Annotated in this window: 14 protein-coding genes; 2 read left to right on the forward strand and 12 right to left on the reverse strand. The window is 72.2% G+C overall.

Translation table 11 applies throughout. The annotated features are described in order from the left end of the window. Positions 1–83 precede the first annotated feature (83 nt). The 10 genes from nrdF to ACQFYA_RS15150 form a co-directional block, all read right to left on the reverse strand. On the reverse strand, positions 84–1064 hold the full coding sequence (gene nrdF / locus ACQFYA_RS15105; RefSeq protein ID WP_499125539.1) for a class 1b ribonucleoside-diphosphate reductase subunit beta: 981 nt from the start codon (positions 1062–1064) through the stop codon (positions 84–86). A 41-nt stretch (positions 1065–1105) separates the two neighbouring features. Beyond that, positions 1106–3271 (reverse strand): class 1b ribonucleoside-diphosphate reductase subunit alpha, encoded by a 2166-nt coding sequence (gene nrdE, locus ACQFYA_RS15110; RefSeq protein WP_499125540.1) that lies wholly within the window; start codon positions 3269–3271, stop codon positions 1106–1108. Beyond that, the gene (gene nrdI / locus ACQFYA_RS15115) at positions 3268–3699 is read right to left on the reverse strand and encodes a class Ib ribonucleoside-diphosphate reductase assembly flavoprotein NrdI (protein WP_079569590.1); all 432 of its coding nucleotides are present in this window, start codon (positions 3697–3699) and stop codon (positions 3268–3270) included. Before nrdI ends, nrdE begins: the two co-directional genes overlap by 4 nt. A 137-nt stretch (positions 3700–3836) precedes the next feature. Next, positions 3837–4079 carry a glutaredoxin-like protein NrdH gene (nrdH, locus tag ACQFYA_RS15120; RefSeq protein WP_499125542.1) on the reverse strand — a complete coding sequence of 81 codons (243 nt, stop codon included), beginning with the start codon at positions 4077–4079 and terminating at the stop codon, positions 3837–3839. Between the two features lie 582 nt (positions 4080–4661). Further along, a complete protein-coding gene (locus ACQFYA_RS15125) occupies positions 4662–6080 on the reverse strand; it encodes a serine hydrolase domain-containing protein (RefSeq protein ID WP_499125544.1) in 1419 nt (472 codons plus the stop codon). 31 nt (positions 6081–6111) lie between these two features. After that, positions 6112–7551 carry a GH1 family beta-glucosidase gene (locus ACQFYA_RS15130; RefSeq protein WP_499125547.1) on the reverse strand — a complete coding sequence of 480 codons (1440 nt, stop codon included), beginning with the start codon at positions 7549–7551 and terminating at the stop codon, positions 6112–6114. Beyond that, positions 7548–9854: an alpha-xylosidase gene (gene yicI / locus ACQFYA_RS15135; protein ID WP_499125549.1), complete on the reverse strand. Its 2307-nt coding sequence runs from the start codon at positions 9852–9854 to the stop codon at positions 7548–7550. The genes ACQFYA_RS15130 and yicI overlap by 4 nt, the downstream gene beginning before the upstream one ends. Before the next feature lie 34 nt (positions 9855–9888). After that, positions 9889–10797 (reverse strand): carbohydrate ABC transporter permease, encoded by a 909-nt coding sequence (locus ACQFYA_RS15140; protein ID WP_499125551.1) that lies wholly within the window; start codon positions 10795–10797, stop codon positions 9889–9891. Further along, positions 10797–11756 (reverse strand): carbohydrate ABC transporter permease, encoded by a 960-nt coding sequence (locus tag ACQFYA_RS15145; protein ID WP_499125552.1) that lies wholly within the window; start codon positions 11754–11756, stop codon positions 10797–10799. Before ACQFYA_RS15145 ends, ACQFYA_RS15140 begins: the two co-directional genes overlap by 1 nt. Positions 11757–11760: 4 nt before the next feature. After that, complete coding sequence (locus tag ACQFYA_RS15150) at positions 11761–13083, reverse strand: ABC transporter substrate-binding protein (protein WP_499125554.1); 1323 nt, start codon at positions 13081–13083, stop codon at positions 11761–11763. Between the two features lie 212 nt (positions 13084–13295). Between ACQFYA_RS15150 and ACQFYA_RS15155 the strand changes: the two genes are divergently transcribed. Then, positions 13296–15857 carry a glycosyl hydrolase family 95 catalytic domain-containing protein gene (locus ACQFYA_RS15155; protein WP_499125555.1) on the forward strand — a complete coding sequence of 854 codons (2562 nt, stop codon included), beginning with the start codon at positions 13296–13298 and terminating at the stop codon, positions 15855–15857. Between the two features lie 2 nt (positions 15858–15859). After that, positions 15860–16864: a LacI family DNA-binding transcriptional regulator gene (locus tag ACQFYA_RS15160; protein WP_499125557.1), complete on the forward strand. Its 1005-nt coding sequence runs from the start codon at positions 15860–15862 to the stop codon at positions 16862–16864. Positions 16865–16883: 19 nt separating this feature from the next. On the opposite strand, the gene ACQFYA_RS15165 is transcribed toward ACQFYA_RS15160, so the two are convergent. Both ACQFYA_RS15165 and ACQFYA_RS15170 read right to left on the reverse strand, forming a co-directional pair. Further along, entirely contained in the window at positions 16884–17879 is a 996-nt protein-coding gene (locus ACQFYA_RS15165; protein ID WP_499125558.1) for a carbohydrate ABC transporter permease, read from the reverse strand. After that, on the reverse strand, positions 17876–18805 hold the full coding sequence (locus ACQFYA_RS15170; RefSeq protein WP_499127550.1) for an ABC transporter permease: 930 nt from the start codon (positions 18803–18805) through the stop codon (positions 17876–17878). Before ACQFYA_RS15170 ends, ACQFYA_RS15165 begins: the two co-directional genes overlap by 4 nt. Positions 18806–18849: the final 44 nt, after the last annotated feature.

Consider the following 18849-nt stretch of genomic DNA (forward strand, 5'->3'; position numbering starts at 1 on the left):
GAGGTAGTTCGAAGGGCGGCCCGCAGAACCTGCGGGCCGCCCTTCGAACTACCTCGGCGGGGATCGAACTACCTCGGCGTGGGTCAGAAGTCCCAGTCGTCGTCCTGGGTGGCCACGGCCTTGCCGATGACGTACGACGAGCCCGACCCGGAGAAGAAGTCGTGGTTCTCGTCGGCGTTCGGGGAGAGCGCGGCGAGGATGGCGGGGTTCACCGCGGTGTCCTCCTTGGGGAACAGCGCCTCGTAGCCCAGGTTCATCAGGGCCTTGTTGGCGTTGTACCGCAGGAACGCCTTGACGTCCTCGGTGAGCCCGAGGTCGCCGTACAGGGCGTCGGTGTACTCCACCTCGTTCTCGTACAGCTCGAAGAGCAGCTCGAACGTGTAGGCCTTGAGCTCGTCCTGCTCGGTCTGGCTGACCTGCGCCAGCCCCTTCTGGTACTTGTAGCCGATGTAGTACCCGTGCACGGCCTCGTCGCGGATGATGAGGCGGATGAGGTCGGCCGTGTTCGTGAGCTTGGCACGGCTGGACCAGTACATCGGCGCGTAGAAGCCCGAGTAGAACAGGAACGACTCGAGCATCGTCGAGGCGACCTTGCGCTTCAGCGGGTCGTCGCCCCGGTAGTAGTCGAGCACGATCTCGGCCTTGCGCTGCAGGTTCGCATTCTCCTCCGACCAGGCGAAGGCGTCGTCGATCTCCCGCGTCGAGATCAGCGTCGAGAAGATCGACGAGTAGCTCTTGGCGTGCACCGACTCCATGAACGCGATGTTCGTGTACACCGCCTCCTCGTGCGGAGTCAGCGCGTCGGGGATGAGCGACACGGCGCCGACAGTGCCCTGGATGGTGTCCAGCAGGGTCAGGCCGGTGAACACGCGGGTCGTCATGAGCCGCTCGGCGTCGCTGAGCGTGTGCCACGACTGGATGTCGTTGGACACCGGCACCTTCTCCGGCAGCCAGAAGTTGCCGACCAGGCGGTCCCAGACCTCGAGGTCCTTCTCGTCCTGCAGCCGGTTCCAGTTGATCGCGGTGACGCGATCGATGAGCTTGAGCTTCCCCGTGGGTGCCATGGTCTTCTCTTCCCCGAATTCCCGATCGTTGCTCAACGCACTCACAGCATGCAGCTGACGCAGTTCTCCACCTCAGTGCCCTCGAGGGCCATCTGGCGGAGGCGGATGTAGTACAGCGTCTTGATCCCCTTGCGCCAGGCGTAGATCTGCGCCCGGTTGACGTCGCGCGTGGTCACCGTGTCGGGGAAGAACAGCGTCAGCGACAGGCCCTGGTCCACGTGCTGCGTGGCGGCGGCGTAGGTGTCGATGATCTTCTCGTAGCCGATCTCGTACGCGTCCTGGTAGTAGTCCAGGTTGTCGTTCGTCATGTACGGCGCCGGGTAGTACACGCGACCGAGCTTGCCCTCCTTGCGGATCTCGATCTTGGCGGGCACGGGGTGGATCGACGACGTCGAGTTGTTGATGTAGCTGATCGACCCGGTGGGCGGCACGGCCTGCAGGTTCTGGTTGTAGATGCCGTGCTCCATGACCGAGGCCTTGAGCGCGCGCCAGTCGTCCTGCGTCGGGATCGCCACGCCGGCGTCGGCGAAGATCTGCGCGACGCGCGCGGTGGCGGGCTTCCACTCGGCGTCGGTGTACTTGTCGAAGTACTCGCCGGTCGCGTACTTGGAGTCCTCGAACCCGCCGAACGCCTTGCCCCGCTGGATCGCGAGCCGGTTCGAGGCCGCGATCGCGTGGTAGGCGACCGTGTAGAAGTACAGGTTCGTGAAGTCGATGCCCTCGTCGGAGCCGTAGTAGATCCGCTCGCGCGCGAGGTACCCGTGCAGGTTCATCTGCCCGAGGCCGATGGCGTGGCCGAGGTCGTTGGCCCGACGGATCGACGGCACCGACTCGATGTCCGTCTGGTCGGAGACCGCGGTGAGCGCGCGGATCGCGGTGTCGATCGTCTTGGCGAAGTCCGGCGAGTCCATCGTCTTCGCGATGTTCAGCGAGCCGAGGTTGCAGGAGATGTCCCGGCCGACGTGGTCGTAGGACAGGTCCTCGTGGAACGTCGACGGCGTCGAGACCTGCAGGATCTCGGAGCAGAGGTTCGAGTGCGTGATGCGGCCCTTGATCGGGTTCGCCTTGTTCACGGTGTCCTCGAACATCACGTACGGGTAGCCCGACTCGAACTGCAGCTCGGCGATCGTCTGGAAGAAGTCGCGGGCCTTGATCGTGGTCTTCGTGATCCGGTCGTCGGCCACGAGCTCGTCGTACTTCTCCGAGATGGAGACGTCGGCGAACGGCTTGCCGTAGACGCGCTCGACGTCGTACGGGCTGAACAGGTGCATGTCCGCGTTCTGCTTCGCGAGCTCGAACGTGACGTCCGGGATCACGACGCCCAGCGACAGCGTCTTGATGCGGATCTTCTCGTCCGCGTTCTCCCGCTTGGTGTCGAGGAACCGCATGATGTCGGGGTGGTGCGCGTGCAGGTACACGGCGCCCGCGCCCTGGCGCGCCCCGAGCTGGTTCGCGTAGGAGAACGAGTCCTCGAGGAGCTTCATCACGGGGATGACGCCCGACGACTGGTTCTGGATGTGCTTGATCGGCGCGCCGTGCTCGCGGATGTTGCTCAGCAGCAGCGCCACGCCGCCGCCGCGCTTGGACAGCTGCAGGGCGGAGTTGATGCCGCGCGCGATGGACTCCATGTTGTCCTCGATGCGCAGCAGGAAGCAGGACACGGGCTCGCCGCGCTGCGCCTTGCCCACGTTGAGGAAGGTCGGCGTCGCCGGCTGGAACCGCCCGGAGACGACCTCCTCGACGATGTCGCGCGCGACCTGCTCGTCGCCGTCGGCCAGGCCGAGGGCCACCATCGAGACGCGGTCCTCGAAGCGCTCGAGGTACTTCTTCCCGTCGAACGTCTTCAGCGTGTACGACGTGTAGTACTTGAAGGCGCCCAGGAACGAGTCGAACTGGAAGTCCTTCGAGTAGGCGAGCCGGAAGAGCTCCTTGACGAAGGTACGCGAGTACTTCCCGAGGACCTCGGGGTCGTAGTACTTGTTCTCGATCAGGTGGTCGAGCTTCGCGTCCAGCGTCTCGAACTGGATGGTGTTCGGCACCACGTGCTGCTCGAAGTAGGCCGTGGTGGCCTCGCGGTCCTTGTCGAACTGGATCTCGCCGTCCGGTCCGTACAGGTTCAGCATCGCGTTCAGCGCGTGGTAGTCCAGCTGCACGCCCTGCAGCGGCACGGGGACGGCCCCCGCGACCTCCGGGGTCGTCGCGCTCACGCCGAGATCAGTGACTGTCGTTGCCAAAATCGTCCCAATCCGTCACGGACGCGCACGGCGTCCTCAGCCGTCCCCAGGAGTTCGAAGGCGTACAGGTAGGGCACCTGGCACTTCGCGGAGATGATGTCGCCGGCGATGCAGTACGCAGCGCCGAAGTTGGTGTTCCCCGCGGCGATGACGCCGCGGACGAGCGACCGGTTGTGCGGGTCGTTGAGGAACTCGCGCACGCGCCGTGGCACGGCGCCGCCCTCGTTGCCCCCGCCGTAGGTCGGGACCATGAGCACGTACGGCTCGGTCACCGTAAGGGACCCGTCCGTCTTGCGCACCGGGATCCGGTGCACCGACATGCCGAGCTCCTCGAGCCCGAGGCGCCGGACGAACCGATGGGTGTTCTCCGACACGCTGGAGAAGTAGACGAGAGAACCCATGTTCAGCCTCCCCCCGGATGCTGCTGCCAGGCCGACGGGCGTGCCGTCGAAGACGCACGGCGCCCCGGGTCGGGATCGAAGCCCGGGGCGCCGGCCGTATGGGGTGAGCGGGGCCGCGACGCGCGCGGCCCGCTCGCTCAGGCCGAGACGGCCCGCTGCGCCGCGACCGCGGCGATCTGGTCGGGACGGAAGCCCGACCAGTGGGTGTCGCCGGCGACGACGACGGGGGCCTGCAGGTAGCCGAGGCCGCGCACCATCTCGAGCGCCTCCGCGTCCTGGGTGATGTCGACCACCGAGTACTCGACGCCCTTGCGGTCGAGGGCGCGGTAGGTGGCGTCGCACTGCACACAGGCCGGCTTGCTGTAGACCGTGATGCTCATGTGTCTCTCCCTCTCTGCGCTCCCCGCCGGGGGGCTTGGTCCGACCCGTGTCGCAGCCCGTGCGAGCCTCCCTCAGAAAGGCCCGTGAGGGGCCCGGACCAGGGATGACGCCCGTGGAACTACGCCGGTGTGCTTTGTTCGAAGGGCTGTGTGCCCCGCGTTCCTCAAACACTACACCTAGTGGTCGGGGCGCGCGCGGGGCCGACATCTTGTGGTTGACAGCGGTGTCATTCGTCGAACGCCCTTCGCTCTCCGGCCCTGCGAAGAGCCTCCCACGGGGGTCCGACACGCCTCGTCCACAGGCACACCGGGGGTCCGTCCCCACCACCCGGAGGCGTCCTTCCGCAGCACCGTGCGGCTCGCGCGCGGGTGTCCACAGGCGGTGGGCGACGGGCGTCCACAGCATGTGCGCGACCGCCCGGTGCCCGTGGTCCCGGCACGGCCGACCCCCGCACCCCGTCCGGGAGACGTCGCCCTCCGGTCAGAACGGACATTCCCGGCTGTCGATCCGGGCCGAAACTCGTCGAGATCGTCGGCGTGTCGTGCGCGGTGGTGTGTCGCACAGCCCGCCGACCCGGCGCGTCACTCGGCGCGTGATTCGGCGGGCGCCGCCCGCCAGCCACGAGGGTCGAGGCCGCCGGGCACGGCGGTCGCGGGGGCGTACGGCGCGCGGGTGAGGTGGAACGTGCCGACGTCGAGCGCCTCGGCCGGCGTGCCGGCCGCGACGACGCGCAGCCGCTCCCCCAGCCAGTAGCCGCCCTCGACGCCGACCCAGCCGCCGTCCGCCGCCGGGCCGAACACCGTGCCGCGGCCGCCCGCGGAGCTCAGCGCGAGGCAACCGTCCGCGCGGCGCGCCAGCGTGTACGGCACCGGCCCCCAGTACCAGGTGCCGGTCAGCGCGAGCACGTCCGGGTCGGCGGCGCCGGGGTCGCCCGTCCCGCCCGCCCTCGGCCGGTCGAGGAGGTCGAGGAGGTCGAGGAGGAACGCCGCGTCCCCGAACCCGGCGGTCGAGCTGCCACACACGGCGACGACGTCGCCCGTCGCCGGGACGGCGCGCAGCGTGGCCGTGAAGCCCGGCACGGAGCCGCCGTGCCCGACCGTGCGACGCCCGGCCGTCCCGCCGTCGCCGACGGGGTGGTGGACGGAGACGCCCAGGCCCCAGGCGGCACCGAACGGCGCGCCGGCGTCGTCGACCACCGCCCGCGGCGCCGTCATCCGCCGCCGCCACGGCCTCGGGAGCACGTCGTCGCCCGCTCCCCCGTCGGCGCCCGCGCCGACCAGCCAGGAACCGAACCGCACCAGGTCGGACGGCGTCGACCACACCTCGCCCGCCGGCCCCATCGCGCCGTACGCGGGCACGGGCTCGACGAGCACGGCGTCCGCGTGGGGGTGCACCGCGTAGCCGACGGCGGCGTCGCCGACGGGCGTGCGGCCGGTGTGCGCCATGCCGAGCGGGGCCCACACCTCGTCGCGCAGGACGGCGTCCCACGACCGGCCGTGCGACTCCTCCACCAGCCGTCCGAGCACCGCGTACCCCAGGTTGGAGTAGTGGTGGCGCTCGCCCGGCTCCCACAGCGGCTCGACGCCTGCGGAGACGAGCTCGTCCCAGGTGCCCGCGCCGTGCCGCTCCCACCACGGCCCCGGCGGCTCGGCCGGCAGGCCCGCGGTGTGCGTGAGCAGCTGGGCCACCGTGGCGGCCGGGACCGGGGCGTCGGGCAGGTGCCGTCCGACCGGGTCGTTCAGGGCGACGCGGCCCGCCGCGACCAGGCGCAGCACCGCGACCGCCGTCATGGGCTTGCTGATCGACCCGATCCGGAACGCCGTGCCCGGGTCGGCCGGCGCCCACCCCGCGGTGCCGGCCCATGCGACCCGTCCGCCCCGCCCCACCGCGGCGGACAGCGCCGGCACCCGGGTCTCGCGGCGCCGCCGGCGCAGGGCGTCGTCGAAGAGGTCGGGGTCGAGGCGGGCGGTGTCGGTAGGGAGCGGGGCAGGCGCGGTCATGCCCGCACGCTAGTACCGACCCGCGGACGCGTCAGGGCGCGACGGCGTCGACCGGGGGCAGCTCGCCGGACGTGGCGAGGCGGCGGTACCAGTGCGCGGAGTCCTTCCAGGTGCGCTCCCCGGTGGGGTAGTCGACGTGCAGGATGCCGAAGCGCCGGGAGTACCCGTAGCCCCACTCGAAGTTGTCCATGAGCGACCACGCGAAGTAGCCGCGCACGTCCGCGCCCGCGTCGCGGGCCGCGCCCACGGCGTCGACGTGGTCGTGCAGGTAGGCCACGCGGCGGTCGTCGTGCACCCGGCGCCCGGCGTCGGTGACGACGAGCTCGTCGTCGAACGCCGCGCCGTTCTCCGTGACGGCCAGCGGCAGCCCGGGGTAGGTGCGGTGCAGGTCGAGCAGCAGGTCCGTGAGGCCCGACGGCTCGATGTTCCATCCCATCGCGGTGTACGGGCCGGGCTGCTCGGCGAACTCGACGTCGGTCACGCCGATCCACGGGCTGTGGCTCGACGCCCCGTGGCCGTCGTTCGCGGCACGCTCCCCACCACCCGCGTCGCCGGCGATGCGGCGCACCGTGACCGTGGAGTAGTAGTTGACACCCAGCACGTCCAGCGGCTGGCGGATCGCCTCGAGGTCGCCGTCGTGCACGAACGACCAGTCCGAGACGTGCGCGGTGTCGGCCAGCAGGTCGGCGGGGTACGCCCCGTCGAGCAGCGGGCCGAGGAACGCGCGGTTCGCGAGCGCCTCGATCGTGCGCACCGCGTCCGCGTCGGCGTCGGACGACGGGTCCTCCGGCCGCACGACGTGCAGGTTCAGGGTGATCGACACCTGCGCGTCCGGCAGCACCTCGCGGATCGCGCGGGCGGCGAGCCCGTGCGCCAGGTTGAGGTGGTGCACGGCGGCCAGTGCGGTCGCGGGCTCCGTGCGGCCCGGGGCGTGCACTCCCGACCCGTACCCCAGGTAGGCGGAGCACCACGGCTCGTTCAGCGTCGTCCACGCCTCCACCAGGTCGCCGAGCTCGGCCGCCATGTGCCGCGCGTACTGCGCGAACGCCGCCGCGGTCTCGCGGTTCGCCCAGCCGCCCGCGTCCTCCAGCTCCTGCGGCAGGTCCCAGTGGTAGAGCGTGACGAACGGTCGGACGCCCCGCGCCCGCAGCGCCTCGAGCAGGCGCCGGTAGAACGCGACGCCCTCCGCGTTGAGCGGGCCACGACCGCCGGGCTGCACCCGGGACCACGAGATCGACAGGCGGTAGGCGCCGACGCCGAGCCGGGCCAGGTGGTCCACGTCCTCGGACCACCGGTGGTAGTGGTCGCACGCCACGTCGCCGGTGTCGCCGTCGCGGGTGCGGCCCGGGGTGCGGGAGTACGTGTCCCAGATCGACGGGCCACGGCCGCCCTCGGCGGCGGCCCCCTCGATCTGGTAGGCGGCCGTCGCGGTCCCCCACAGGAAGTCGGCGGGAAAGGTGCGTGCGTTCACAGGGCGATCCTCAGCTCTCCGGCTCCGGTGGCGGTGGCGACCTGCTCCCCGGCCCGGACGCTCCAGGCGGCGGGGGCGTCGTCGGTCGTGACGACGACCTCGTCGCCGGTGCGGCGCACGCGGAACCGCGCCGCGGCGCCGTCGGGGCCGCCGGTCGGCACGACGGTCTCGGCGTCGTACCCGTCGGGCAGCTCGACCAGCCGCAGCTCGACGCCCTCGGCCCACGCGTAGTCGGGCCGGTCGGTGCGCGCCCCGACGGGCAGCACGGTGCCCGGGCGCACCAGCACGGGCAGGGAGTCGAAGCCGTGGGTCTCGGTGACCCACCGCGGCCCGACGACCGTGCGCTCGTGCGTCCCCTCCGCGTCGTCGAGCAGCCGCGTCCACGTGCCCTCCGGCACGTAGTACTCGACCGTCCCGTCGGCGGTGAACACGGGCGCGATCAGCAGGGAGTCGCCCAGCATGTACTGGGTGTCCACGCCGAAGGTGCCGCGGTCGGCCGGGAACTCCAGCACCATCGGGCGCATGATCGGCGTGCCGGCGGCGTGCGCCTGCTCCCCCGCCCCGGCGAGGTACGGCATGAGCGACAGCTTCAGGTGCGTGAACCGGCGCGCGACGTCCACGGCCTCCTCGTCGAACGCCCACGGCACCCGGTAGGACGACGAGCCGTGCAGGCGCGAGTGGCTCGACAGCATCCCGAACGCCAGCCACCGCTTGAACACCCCGGCGTCCGGCGTGCCCTCGAACCCGCCGATGTCGTGGCTCCAGTACCCGAACCCCGACAGCGCGAGCGACAGGCCGCCGCGCAGCGACTCCCCCATCGACGCGTACGTGGAGTCGCAGTCGCCGCCCCAGTGCACCGGCATCTGCTGCCCGCCCGCCGTCGCGGCCCGCGCGAACACGACCGCCTCCCCGCGGCCACGGCGCCGCTCCAGGAGCCCGAAGACGGCCTCGTTGTACAGCTGGGCGTAGTAGTTGTGCATCGTGGCCGGGTCCGAGCCGTCGTGCCAGACCACGCCCTCGACCGGGATCCGCTCGCCGAAGTCCGTCTTGAACGCGTCCACGCCCTGGTCCAGCAGCCGCTCCAGGTACCCCAGGTACCAGGCCGTCGCGTCCGGGTTCGTGAAGTCCACCAGGGCCATGCCCGCCTGCCACATGTCCCACTGCCACACGCCGCCGTCGGTGGTGCGCAGCAGGTACCCCTTCTCGGCGCCCTCCGCGAACAGGGGCGAGCGCTGCCCGATGTACGGGTTGATCCACACGCTCACCTGCAGCCCGCGCTCGTGCAGCCGCGCCAGCATCCCCTCCGGGTCCGGGAACACCCGAGGGTCCCACTCGAAGTCGCACCACTGGTACTCGCGCATCCAGAAGCAGTCGAAGTGGAACACACTGAGCGGCAGCCCGCGCTCGGCCATCCCGTCCACGAAGCCCGTCACCGTGGCCTCGTCGTAGTCCGTCGTGAACGACGTCGACAGCCATGTCCCGAACGACCACGCCGGCACGCGCGCCGGCCGCCCGGTCAACGCGGTGTACCGGCGCAGCACGTCCTTGGGCGTCGGGCCCGCGACCACGTAGTACTCCAGCGCCTGGCCGGCCACCGAGAACTGGACGCGGGTGTTGACCTCCGACGCGACCTCGAGCGAGACCCGCTCGGGGTGCGCGACGAACACGCCGTACCCCTTGGACGTCACGTAGAACGGCACGTTCTTGTACGCCTGCTCGCTCGACGTGCCGCCGTCCTCGTTCCAGACGTCGACCGACTGCCCGTTCTTGACGAACGGCCCGAACCGCTCCCCCAGCCCGTACACGTGCTCGCCCGGATCCAGCGACAGCTGCTCGTGCACCCACGCCCCGCCCGCGGCCGGCCCCGAGGACGCCGCCATCGCGCCGACCGACTTCGGCAGGCTCGACGTCAGCACCCGGCCGTCCTGCTCGAAGTCGACGCGCCACCCGTCCCCGCGGTGCACGCGCACCGCGAGGCCACCCGACTCCAGCACGCCCTCCGACTCGTCGACCTTCACCACGGGCCGGAAACCCGGCTCCCCCGAGACGGCGAACTCCGGGCCGCGGCGCGCGGCGCCGGCGAAGTGCTCCACCCGCACCTTGACCACCCCCGGCGCCGGGGAGGCGTACGTGACCGTCAGCATCGGCCGGTTCAGCGTGTCGCCCCGGCGACGGATGCGCGCCGTCGGGGCGTACACCGTCATCGTGCCGGCCGCCTCGTCCACGCGGACGTCGTCGACCTCCGTCGCGTACAGCGGGTCGATGCCGGGGCGCGTCTGCCAGTAACCGTCGGTGAACTTCATCAGGGTGCACCTGCTCCGTAGGGGTCGGTCGCGCTCACTTCACCGCGCCGGCGGTGACGCCGCGGGTGAGGGTGCGCTGGAAGATGAGGAAGAAGACGAGGGCCGGGACGAGGGAGACGAGGGCGCCGGCGTTGGTGGTCGGCGCGTCCATCATCCGGTCGCCCTGCAGCGAGGCGAGCGCGATCGGGATCGTCTGGGTGTCGTTGGTCGTGAGCATGACCAGCGGGATGAAGAACTCGTTCCAGGTCCAGATGAAGAAGAAGATCATCAGCACCATGAGGGTGGGCCGCACGATCGGGAACACCACCTGCCACAGGATCCGCCAGCGGCCTGCGCCGTCGAGCGCCGCGGCCTCGAGCAGCGCCGGCGGGAAGGTGCCCAGCACCGACGCGAGCAGGTACGTGCCGAAGGCCGACTGGACGACCGTGAAGATGATGATCACGGACCACTGGGAGTTCGAGAGCCCCACCTGCCGGGCCATGTCGAACAGCGGGTAGATCAGCGCCTCCTGCGGCAGCATGTTCGCGAGCAGGAACAGCAGCACGATCCACAGCCGGCCCCTGATCCGGCCGATGCCGATCGCGTAGGCGTTGAGGAGCGAGAGCACGCACGCCGCCACCGCCACCACCGCGGAGATGAAGAACGAGTTCCACAGCTTCACCGGGAAGTCCGTGCGCTGCCAGAAGTTCACGAGCCCGTCGAGGTAGAGGCTGCTCGGGAGGCTGAGCGGGCCATTCTGCGTGTAGTCCTCGGGCGACTTGAACGCGTTGAGGAGCATGACGAGCAGCGGCGCCAGCACGAGCAGCGCGACGACGACCGCGCCCGCCAGCACGAACCAGCGCGCGGCGCCCCGGCGGTGGCGACCGCCCTCCCGCCTCTGCGGCACGTCGGGCCCCGGGCGCGCGGCCCGGCCGGACGGCGGAGCCTGGACCGTCGTGGCCATCAGCGACCCACCTCCTCGGCGCGCTCGGCGCGCGACTGCAGCGCCAGGATGACGACGGCCACCACGACGATCACCACCGTGAGCACGGTCGCCACGGCGGCGCCGTAGCCCACCCGCGACTTGTCGAAGAAGTTGAGGTACGAGTAGTAGCTCGGCACGAGCGTGGAGCTCTCCGGGCCGCCGCGCGTCAGCACGTAGATCGGGCCGAACACCTTGAGGGCGGCGACGGTGCACGTGAGCGTCACGACGAACGTCTCCGGCCGGATCTGCGGGATCGTGATGGCGCGGAACCGCCGCCACCAGCCGGCGCCGTCCAGCTCCGCCGCCTCGTAGAGCTCGGGGTCCACCCGCTGCAGCGCGGCCATGAAGATCACCACGGGGTAGCCGATCTGCACCCAGATCAGCACCAGCATGACGCTCGGCAGGGCCGTGCTGGGGTCGCCCAGCCAGTTCGGCGGGTTCTCGACGCCGAGCCCGCGCAGGATCTCGTTGAGCGCGCCCGTCTGGGCGTTGAGGATCCAGTTCCACAGCACGCCCGCGACCGCGACCGGCAGGATCTGCGGCAGGTAGTAGGTGGCGCGCAGGACGGAGGCGACGCGGCCGCCGAAGCGCCGGCCGAGGTAGTCGAACAGCACCGCGGCGAGCAGCAGGCCGATCACCGTGGGCACCAGCACCATCGCGACGATCATCGCGACCGAGTTCTGGAACGACGTCCAGAAGGCGGCGTCGTGCCACAGCTCCGTGTAGTTGTCGAGCCCCACCCAGGTGAGCGGCGCCAGCCCGCCGCGCCAGGAGAAGAGGCTGATGTAGACGTTGGTGACCAGGGGGTACCCGATGACCAGCACGAAGAGGACCGCGCCGGGCAGCAGGTACGCCAGGTAGGGCAGGGAGCCGCCGCGCCGGCGGCGGCGCGCCCTGGTCGGGGGCGCCGCCGCGGGCGGGGTGAGGGTGGCGGTCATGTCGTCACTCGCCGAGCAGGTCGGCCTTGCCGTCCGTGTAGGCGGACTCCAGGCCGTCGAGCACCTGGTCGGGCGACTTGGACTGGTTGACCAGGGACTGGAGCTGGCTGACGATCACGTCGTAGTAGCCGGGCACGGGCCAGTCCGGGTAGAACGCCAGGCCGTCGTCGTCGAGGACCGCCTGGAAGTTCTCGGTGAGCTCGCGCGTCTTCTCGTCGTCGATGGTCGACGGGTCGCCGGCCACCGGCAGGCCGCCGGCCTGCGCCAGCACGTCCTGCACCTCGGGCCGCAGCGTGGTGTCGATGAACTCCTCGGCGAGCGACGGCGAGTCGGCGTTGGTCGGCACCACCCACAGGTTGCCGGACGATCCGACCTGCAGCGTGTTGCCCGGGAAGTTGAACTGGCCCCAGTCGTCCTTCATCTCGGCGACGACGCGGCCGAACCACCAGGACCCGGACACCATCATCGGGTAGTCGCCCTTCATGAACGAGACGCCCATGTCCTCCGCGGTGAGGCCGGCGGAGTCGGACGCGATGTAGCCGTCCTTGATCCACTCGTCGAGCTTCTTCGTCGCGGCCGTCATCTCGGGACCGTGGAAGTCGACGTCGCCGTCGAAGAGCTGGTACTGGTCGACCAGCTCGCGGTCGGCGTTCGCGAGAACGAGCTCGTACCAGAGCTGGCCCATCGGGTACTCCGCGCCCGCCTCGGCGAGGGGCGTGACGCCGTCGGCCTTGAACGCCTTCATGACCTGCTCGAGCTCGTCGAGCGTGGTCGGCACCTCGAGGCCGGCCTTCTCGAACATGTCCTTGTTGTAGTAGACGCCCACGAACTCGCCGTAATTGGGCACCCCGTACCAGTCGCCGGAGCCCATGAGGCCGTTCTCGTCGTAGCGCGCGGTGGTCTGGAGCGAGCCGGAGAGCTTGTCGGCCCAGCCGTTCTTCTCCGCGGCGTCGGTGAGCGGGGTGAGCAGGCCCTGCGCGGCGAGCTGCCCGGCGGTCGCGTTGCCCTTGTTGTACTCCATGACGTCGGGCACGTCGTCGCCGGTCAGCACGATCTTCGCGTTCTTCTGGATCTGCTCGAACGTCTGCTTCTCGACGTCGACCGTGACGTCCGGGTGCTCCTCCTCGAAGATGTCGATCGCCTTGGCCCAGGCCTGGCCCATGGCCGAGTCGTCGTTCTCGTAGTGCCAGATCGTCAGGGTCTTGTCATCGGCGTCGCCGCCTCCCGGAGCCGACCCGCCTCCGCCCCCGCCGACGCAGGCGGTGAGCGTCAGGGTCGACGCGGCGATCAGGGCCACCGTGGAGACGGTGCGCGCGCGGTGCAGCATGGGGTCCTCCTCGTCGAGTACAGCGCCGCGGCGGCGGTGCACGGACCCACCGCGGGCGAGCGCCGTCGATATCGTCGTCGAAGCGCTTCGACGGAAGTATCAACCCGGCCGCCGTGGATCGTCAAGGCCCCGGCTGCCGACCGGCCCGCTCGCTGCGACACGATGCGAATTCGATCGTCGAAGCGATTCGCCGCACACTAGGCTGGCCGACCATGGGCGAACTCCCCGCGACGACGCACGTCCTGCACGCCGACCGCAGCGCGACCCGATGGGTCGAGGCGTACCCCGTGGGCAACGGCCGCCGCGGCGCGATGTGCGCCGGCCGCCCGGGGGTCGAGCACCTGTGGCTCAACGACGGCACCGCCTGGTCCGGCCCCCCTCGCGACCCGCTGGCGGGGGCGCGCGCCCGCGGCCCCGAGCATCTCGCCCGCGTGCGCGCCGCGGTGGCGTCCGGCGACGTGCGCGGCGCCGAGGCGCTGCTCGCGGACACGCAGACCCCGTGGGCGCAGGCGTACCTCCCCCTCGCGGAGGCCGACGTCTCCGTCGAGCCCGCGGACGGCGAGGCCCCCGGCCCGTCGCCCCGCCGCGGCGTCGTGCACCGCGACCTCGACCTGCGGACCGGCGTCGCGACGCACACCTGGGAGCACCCGGTCGCGGGCCGCGTGGTGCAGGAGACCTGGGCGGACTCCCGCGGCGGCCCGCTGGTGCACACCGTGCGCGCGGAGCGGCCCGTCCGCGTCGCCGTGCGCCTCGACAGCCTCCTGCGGGCCGCGGCCCGGCCCCTCGACGACGGCGCCCTCGGCCCCGCCGCGACGGATGTGCTCGTGCGGGCGTTCGACCTGCCCGTCGACGTCCCGCCGCCGCACCACCCGGAGGGCGAGCTGCGGTACGACGCCGCGCGCGGACGCACCGGGCTCGTCGCCGTCGCCGCCCCGGCCGCCCCCGACGCCGCGGTGGCCGACGGCGCGCTGCGCACCGGTGCCGCGCGCACCCACGTGCTGCTGGTCGCCACCGCCACCACCGACCCGCCCGGGGAGCCCGGCGCCGCGCCGGCGGGCGACCGGCTCGCGGCCCAGCTCGCGGCTCATCTCGGGTCGGCCGGGACCTTCCCCGTCGGCACCGGCACGGCGGGCACCGGCGAGGACGCCGCCGCCCTCCGCGAGCGCCTGCGGGCCGCGCACGTCGCCGAGCACGAGCGCCTCTACGGCCGCGTACACCTCGACCTGCCGTCGCCGGACGGGGCGGGCGACCTGCCCACGGACCGCCGGGTCCTGGCGGCCGCGGGGCGCCCGGACCCGGGGCTGGCCGCGCTCGCGTTCCACCACGGCCGCTACCTGCTGCTCTCCTCGTCGCGACCGGGCGGGCTGCCCGCCACGCTCCAGGGGCTGTGGAACCCGTGGCTGCCCGGCCCGTGGAGCAGCGGCTACACGCTGAACATCAACCTCCAGATGGCGTACTGGGCGGCCGGGACCACCGGGCTGGCCGCGTGCCAGGAGCCGCTGCTGCGGTTCGTCGCGCGGCTCGCTGAGGGGCCGGGCGCCGAGGTCGCGCGCGGCCTGTACGGCGCCGCCGGCTGGGTGGCCCACCACAACTCGGACGCGTGGGGGCACGCCGCCCCGGTCGGGAACGGCCGCGGGGAGGCCAAGTGGTCCGCCTGGGCGCTCGGCGGCACGTGGCTCGCGCAGCACCTGGTGGAGCACTACCGGTTCACCGGCGACGACGACGCCCTGCGCGCCGCCTGGCCCGCCCTGCGCGGGGCGGGCGAGTTCGCGCTGGACTGGGTGCAGACCTCGGGCGGGACCGGGCGCGGCGCCGGCGCCCCTGAGCGGGCCTGGACGAGCCCGTCGACCTCCCCGGAGAACCAGTTCGTCGCGCCCGACGGGGCCCCCGCCGCGGTGACGACCAGCGCCGCCATGGACGTCGCGCTCCTGCGTGCCCTGGCCGAGGGCTGCCGGGAGGCGGCCGGCGCGCTGGGTCTCGGTGACGGCGACGAGCCGTGGCTCGGTCGCCTCGAGGCGGCCGTCGCCGCGCTCCCCGACCCCGCCGTCGGGTCGCGCGGCGAGCTGCTGGAGTGGGGCCGCGAGCTGCCCGAGGCCGAGCCCGAGCACCGCCATCAGTCGCACCTGGTCGGCCTCTACCCGCTGGGCACCCTCGACCCCGCCACGACCCCTGCCCTCGCGGCGGCGGCCGCCCGGACGCTGGAGCTGCGGGGCCGCGAGTCCACGGGCTGGTCGCTCGCGTGGCGCCTGGCCCTGTGGGCCCGGCTGGGCCGCGCCGACCGCGCCCACGACCAGGTGCTGCTCGCCCTGCGCCCGGCCGACGACTCCGGCCCCGGCCAGCGCGGCGGGCTGTACCCCAACCTGTTCAGCGCCCACCCGCCGTTCCAGGTCGACGGGAACCTCGGCCTCACGGCGGGCGTGGCCGAGATGCTGCTGCAGTCGCACCGGCGGGCGGGCGGCCGCGTCTGCCTGGACGTTCTGCCCGCCCTGCCTGCCGCGTGGCCCGACGGCGCGGTCACGGGCCTGCGCGCCCGCGGCGGCGGGGAGGTCGACCTCGCGTGGCGCGGCGGCGCGCTCACCGAGGTCCGCCTGCACGCGCCCGCCGACCGCGCGCTCGACGTCGTCGTGCGCCACGGCGCCGCGGTGACGGGTGACACGGCCGGCGAGGACGCCGGAGCCGTCGTCCCGGTCGGCGCGGGCGATACCGTGATCCTCGACGTGGCCCGCGACCTGCCGGTCGCGGGCGCCGTCGTCCCTACCGCCCCCAGGAGCTAGCCGTGGCCACCATCGAGGACGTCGCGAAGGCGGCAGGAGTCTCGGCGTCGACCGTCTCGTACGTGCTCTCGGGCAAGCGATCGATCTCGGCCCCCACGCGCCGGCGGGTGGAGCACGCGATCGCGACGCTGGGCTACCGGCCGCATGCCGGGGCCCGCGCGCTCGCGTCGAGCCGCACCAACGTCATCGGGCTCATGGCGCCGCTGCGCTCCGGGGTCGACGTCTCGGTCATCATGCAGTTCGTGACCGGCGTCGCCACCCACGCGCGCGACGTGGACCACGACGTGCTGCTGCTGACGCAGGACGACGCCGGCGGGATCGAGCGCGTGGCGGCCGGGTCCATGGTCGACGCCATCATCGTGATGGACGTCGAGGCCGACGACCCGCGCCTCCCGGTGCTCCAGTCGCTGCGGCAGCCGACCGTGCTCATCGGGCTGCCGCGCGACCCGGCCGGGCTGAGCTGCGTGGACCTCGACTTCGAGGCGGTCGGCCGGCTGGGCGCCCGCCGGCTCGTCGACGACGGCCACCGCGAGGTGGCGCTCATCGGCTCGCCGCCGGAGGTGCTCGACCGGCACACGTCGTACGCCGACCGCGTGGTGCGCGGGTTCCGGCGGGCGTGCACCGACGCCGGCGTGCCCTACGACGTCGTGCCCTGCGAGCCCACGCCGGACGGCGCGCGCCGCGCCGTGGACGCCGTGCTCGACGGCGCCCCGCAGACCACCGGCCTGGTGGTGCACAACGAGCGCGCGCTCCCCCACGTGCTCGCGCGCCTGGCCGAGCGCGGCCGCGACGTGCCCGGCGACGTCGCGGTGGTGGCCATCTGCCCGACCGACGTCGCCCTCGCGCAGCGGATCCCGCTGACCAGCATCGACATCCCCGGCGAGCTCATCGGGGGCGTGGCGGTGGACATGGTCGTGGCACGGCTCGGGGGCGGCCAGCCGGCCGAGACCCGGCTGATCGCCCCCGAGCTGACCGCGCGGGCCAGCACCGCCCCCCGCGGCGCCTGAGGCCGCGGGGGGCTGCCTGTCAGCCCTTGATCGCCCCGAAGATGACGCCCTTGGTGAAGTGGCGCTGCACCAGCGGGTAGACCAGCAGGATCGGGATCACGGCCAGCACCATGACGGCCATCTTCACCGGCAGTCCGGTGACCGCGCCGGTGGCGACGTCGACCTGGCCCACCCCGCTGCCCGGCAGGGTGACGCCCTGCAGCACGTACGAGCGCAGCACCAGCTGCAGCGGCCACTTGGCGTTGTCGTTGAGGTACAGCATCGCGTTGAAGAACGCGTTCCAGTAGCCGACGCCGTAGAACAGCGCGACGACGGCGATCGCCGCCTTCGACATCGGCGCGACGATCCGCGCGAGGATGCGCCAGTCGCCGGCGCCGTCGATGCGGGCGGCGTCCGTGATGGCGGAGTCGATCCCCATGAAGAACGACCGCAGGATCAGCACGTTGAACGCCGAGATCGCGGTGGGCAGGATCAGCGCCCAGTACGAGTCGATCAGCCCGAGCGCCGAGACCAGCAGGTAGGTCGGGATCATGCCCGCGCCGAAGAACATCGTGATGAGCAGGACGAAGAGCAGCGGGCGGTGCGCGAACGACCCCGGCCGGCTGAGCCCGTACGCCGCGAGCGTGGACACGACGGTGGACAGCAGCGTGCCGACGGTGGTGATCGCCACCGACACGATCGCCGCCCGGGTGACGATGCCGCCGGACAGGATCTGGTGGTACGCGGACAGGGTGAGCTGCCCGGGCACCACGACGAGCCCGCCCGATCGGGTGATGTCGGCCTGCGTGGAGACGCTGGTGAGCAGGATCGTGTAGAGCGGGAAGAGGACCACCAGCACGATCGCGGCGAGCACCACCGCCTTCACGGTGAACCCGACCGGGCCCGGCGCCTCCTCCCACACGGGGCGGTGCGGGGACCGGCGGCGCCGTCGTGGCGCCCGTGCCCGGCCGTCGTCGACGGCGGCGGGGTCGTCGGCCAGCGGCCCGGGGGCCGCGGGAGCTGTCGTGGAGATCATGACTTCTGGTACACCCCCGCCTCGCCGAACAGGTGGGCGAGCTTGTTGGCGCCGAGCACGAGCACGAGCGAGACCACGCCCTTGAGCAGGCCCGCGGCGGCCGCGAACGACCAGTCCCCGTTGACCACGCCCTGGTAGTACACGTACGTGTCGATCACCTCGGCCGCGTCGGCGCCGACGGCGCCGCGCTGCAGGATGAGCTGCTCGAACCCGACCGTGAGCGCGTCGCCCAGGCGCAGGATCAGCAGCAGGATGATGGTGGCCCGCAGGGCGGGCAGCGTGATGTGCCAGATGCGGCGCCACCGGTTGGCGCCGTCCATGACGGACGCCTCGTACAGGGCCGGGTCCACGGTGCTCAGCGCCGCGAGGAAGATGATGATCCCCCAGCCGGCGTCCTTCCAGACCGACTGCGCGGTGATGAGCACCAGGAACGTGTCCGGGTTCGTCATGAGGTCGAACCCGGAGTACCCGTGCTCCGCCAGCCGCTGGGCCACGAAGCCCGCGCCGCCGAACATCTGCTGGAAGATCGTCACGACGATCACCCAGGAGAAGAAGTGCGGCAGGTACACGATCGACTGGATCGCGGTGCGGATCCGCGGCGTCATGACGCTGTTGAGCAGCAGCGCCAGCACGATCGGCACCGGGAAGAAGAACACCAGCTGGAAGCCCGTGATGAGCAGCGTGTTGCCCACCGCGTGCCAGAACGCCGCGTTGGCGAACAGCCGCTCGAAGTTCCACCACCCGACGAACGGGCTGTTCGCGATGCCGACGTACGGCGAGTAGTCCTGCCACGCGACGACGTTCCCCGCCATCGGCACGTACGCGAAGACGGCCAGGAGGATCACGGCCGGCAGCGTCATGAGGATGAGCGACCGGTCCCGCTTCAGGCGGACGTACCAGGGGACGTGGCGCGTCGGGGGCGGCATGTCGCGGGCGGGGGCCGCGGCCCCCGCCTCGGTCGTGGCCGGGG

It is taken from the genome of Promicromonospora sp. Marseille-Q5078 (genome assembly GCF_050315395.1).
Lineage (GTDB): Bacteria > Actinomycetota > Actinomycetes > Actinomycetales > Cellulomonadaceae > Isoptericola.

Bases quoted from the DNA above. Each gene is read 5' to 3' on its own strand.
- nrdF (WP_499125539.1), bottom strand. From the start codon at position 1,064: ATGGCACCCACGGGGAAGCTCAAGCTCATCGATCGCGTCACCGCGATC.
- nrdI (WP_079569590.1), bottom strand. From the start codon at position 3,699: ATGGGTTCTCTCGTCTACTTCTCCAGCGTGTCGGAGAACACCCATCGG.
- nrdH (WP_499125542.1), bottom strand. From the start codon at position 4,079: ATGAGCATCACGGTCTACAGCAAGCCGGCCTGTGTGCAGTGCGACGCC.
- ACQFYA_RS15125 (WP_499125544.1), bottom strand. From the start codon at position 6,080: ATGACCGCGCCTGCCCCGCTCCCTACCGACACCGCCCGCCTCGACCCC.
- yicI (WP_499125549.1), bottom strand. From the start codon at position 9,854: ATGAAGTTCACCGACGGTTACTGGCAGACGCGCCCCGGCATCGACCCG.
- ACQFYA_RS15140 (WP_499125551.1), bottom strand. From the start codon at position 10,797: ATGGCCACGACGGTCCAGGCTCCGCCGTCCGGCCGGGCCGCGCGCCCG.
- ACQFYA_RS15145 (WP_499125552.1), bottom strand. From the start codon at position 11,756: ATGACCGCCACCCTCACCCCGCCCGCGGCGGCGCCCCCGACCAGGGCG.
- ACQFYA_RS15150 (WP_499125554.1), bottom strand. From the start codon at position 13,083: ATGCTGCACCGCGCGCGCACCGTCTCCACGGTGGCCCTGATCGCCGCG.
- ACQFYA_RS15155 (WP_499125555.1), top strand. From the start codon at position 13,296: ATGGGCGAACTCCCCGCGACGACGCACGTCCTGCACGCCGACCGCAGC.
- ACQFYA_RS15165 (WP_499125558.1), bottom strand. From the start codon at position 17,879: ATGATCTCCACGACAGCTCCCGCGGCCCCCGGGCCGCTGGCCGACGAC.
- ACQFYA_RS15170 (WP_499127550.1), bottom strand. From the start codon at position 18,805: ATGCCGCCCCCGACGCGCCACGTCCCCTGGTACGTCCGCCTGAAGCGG.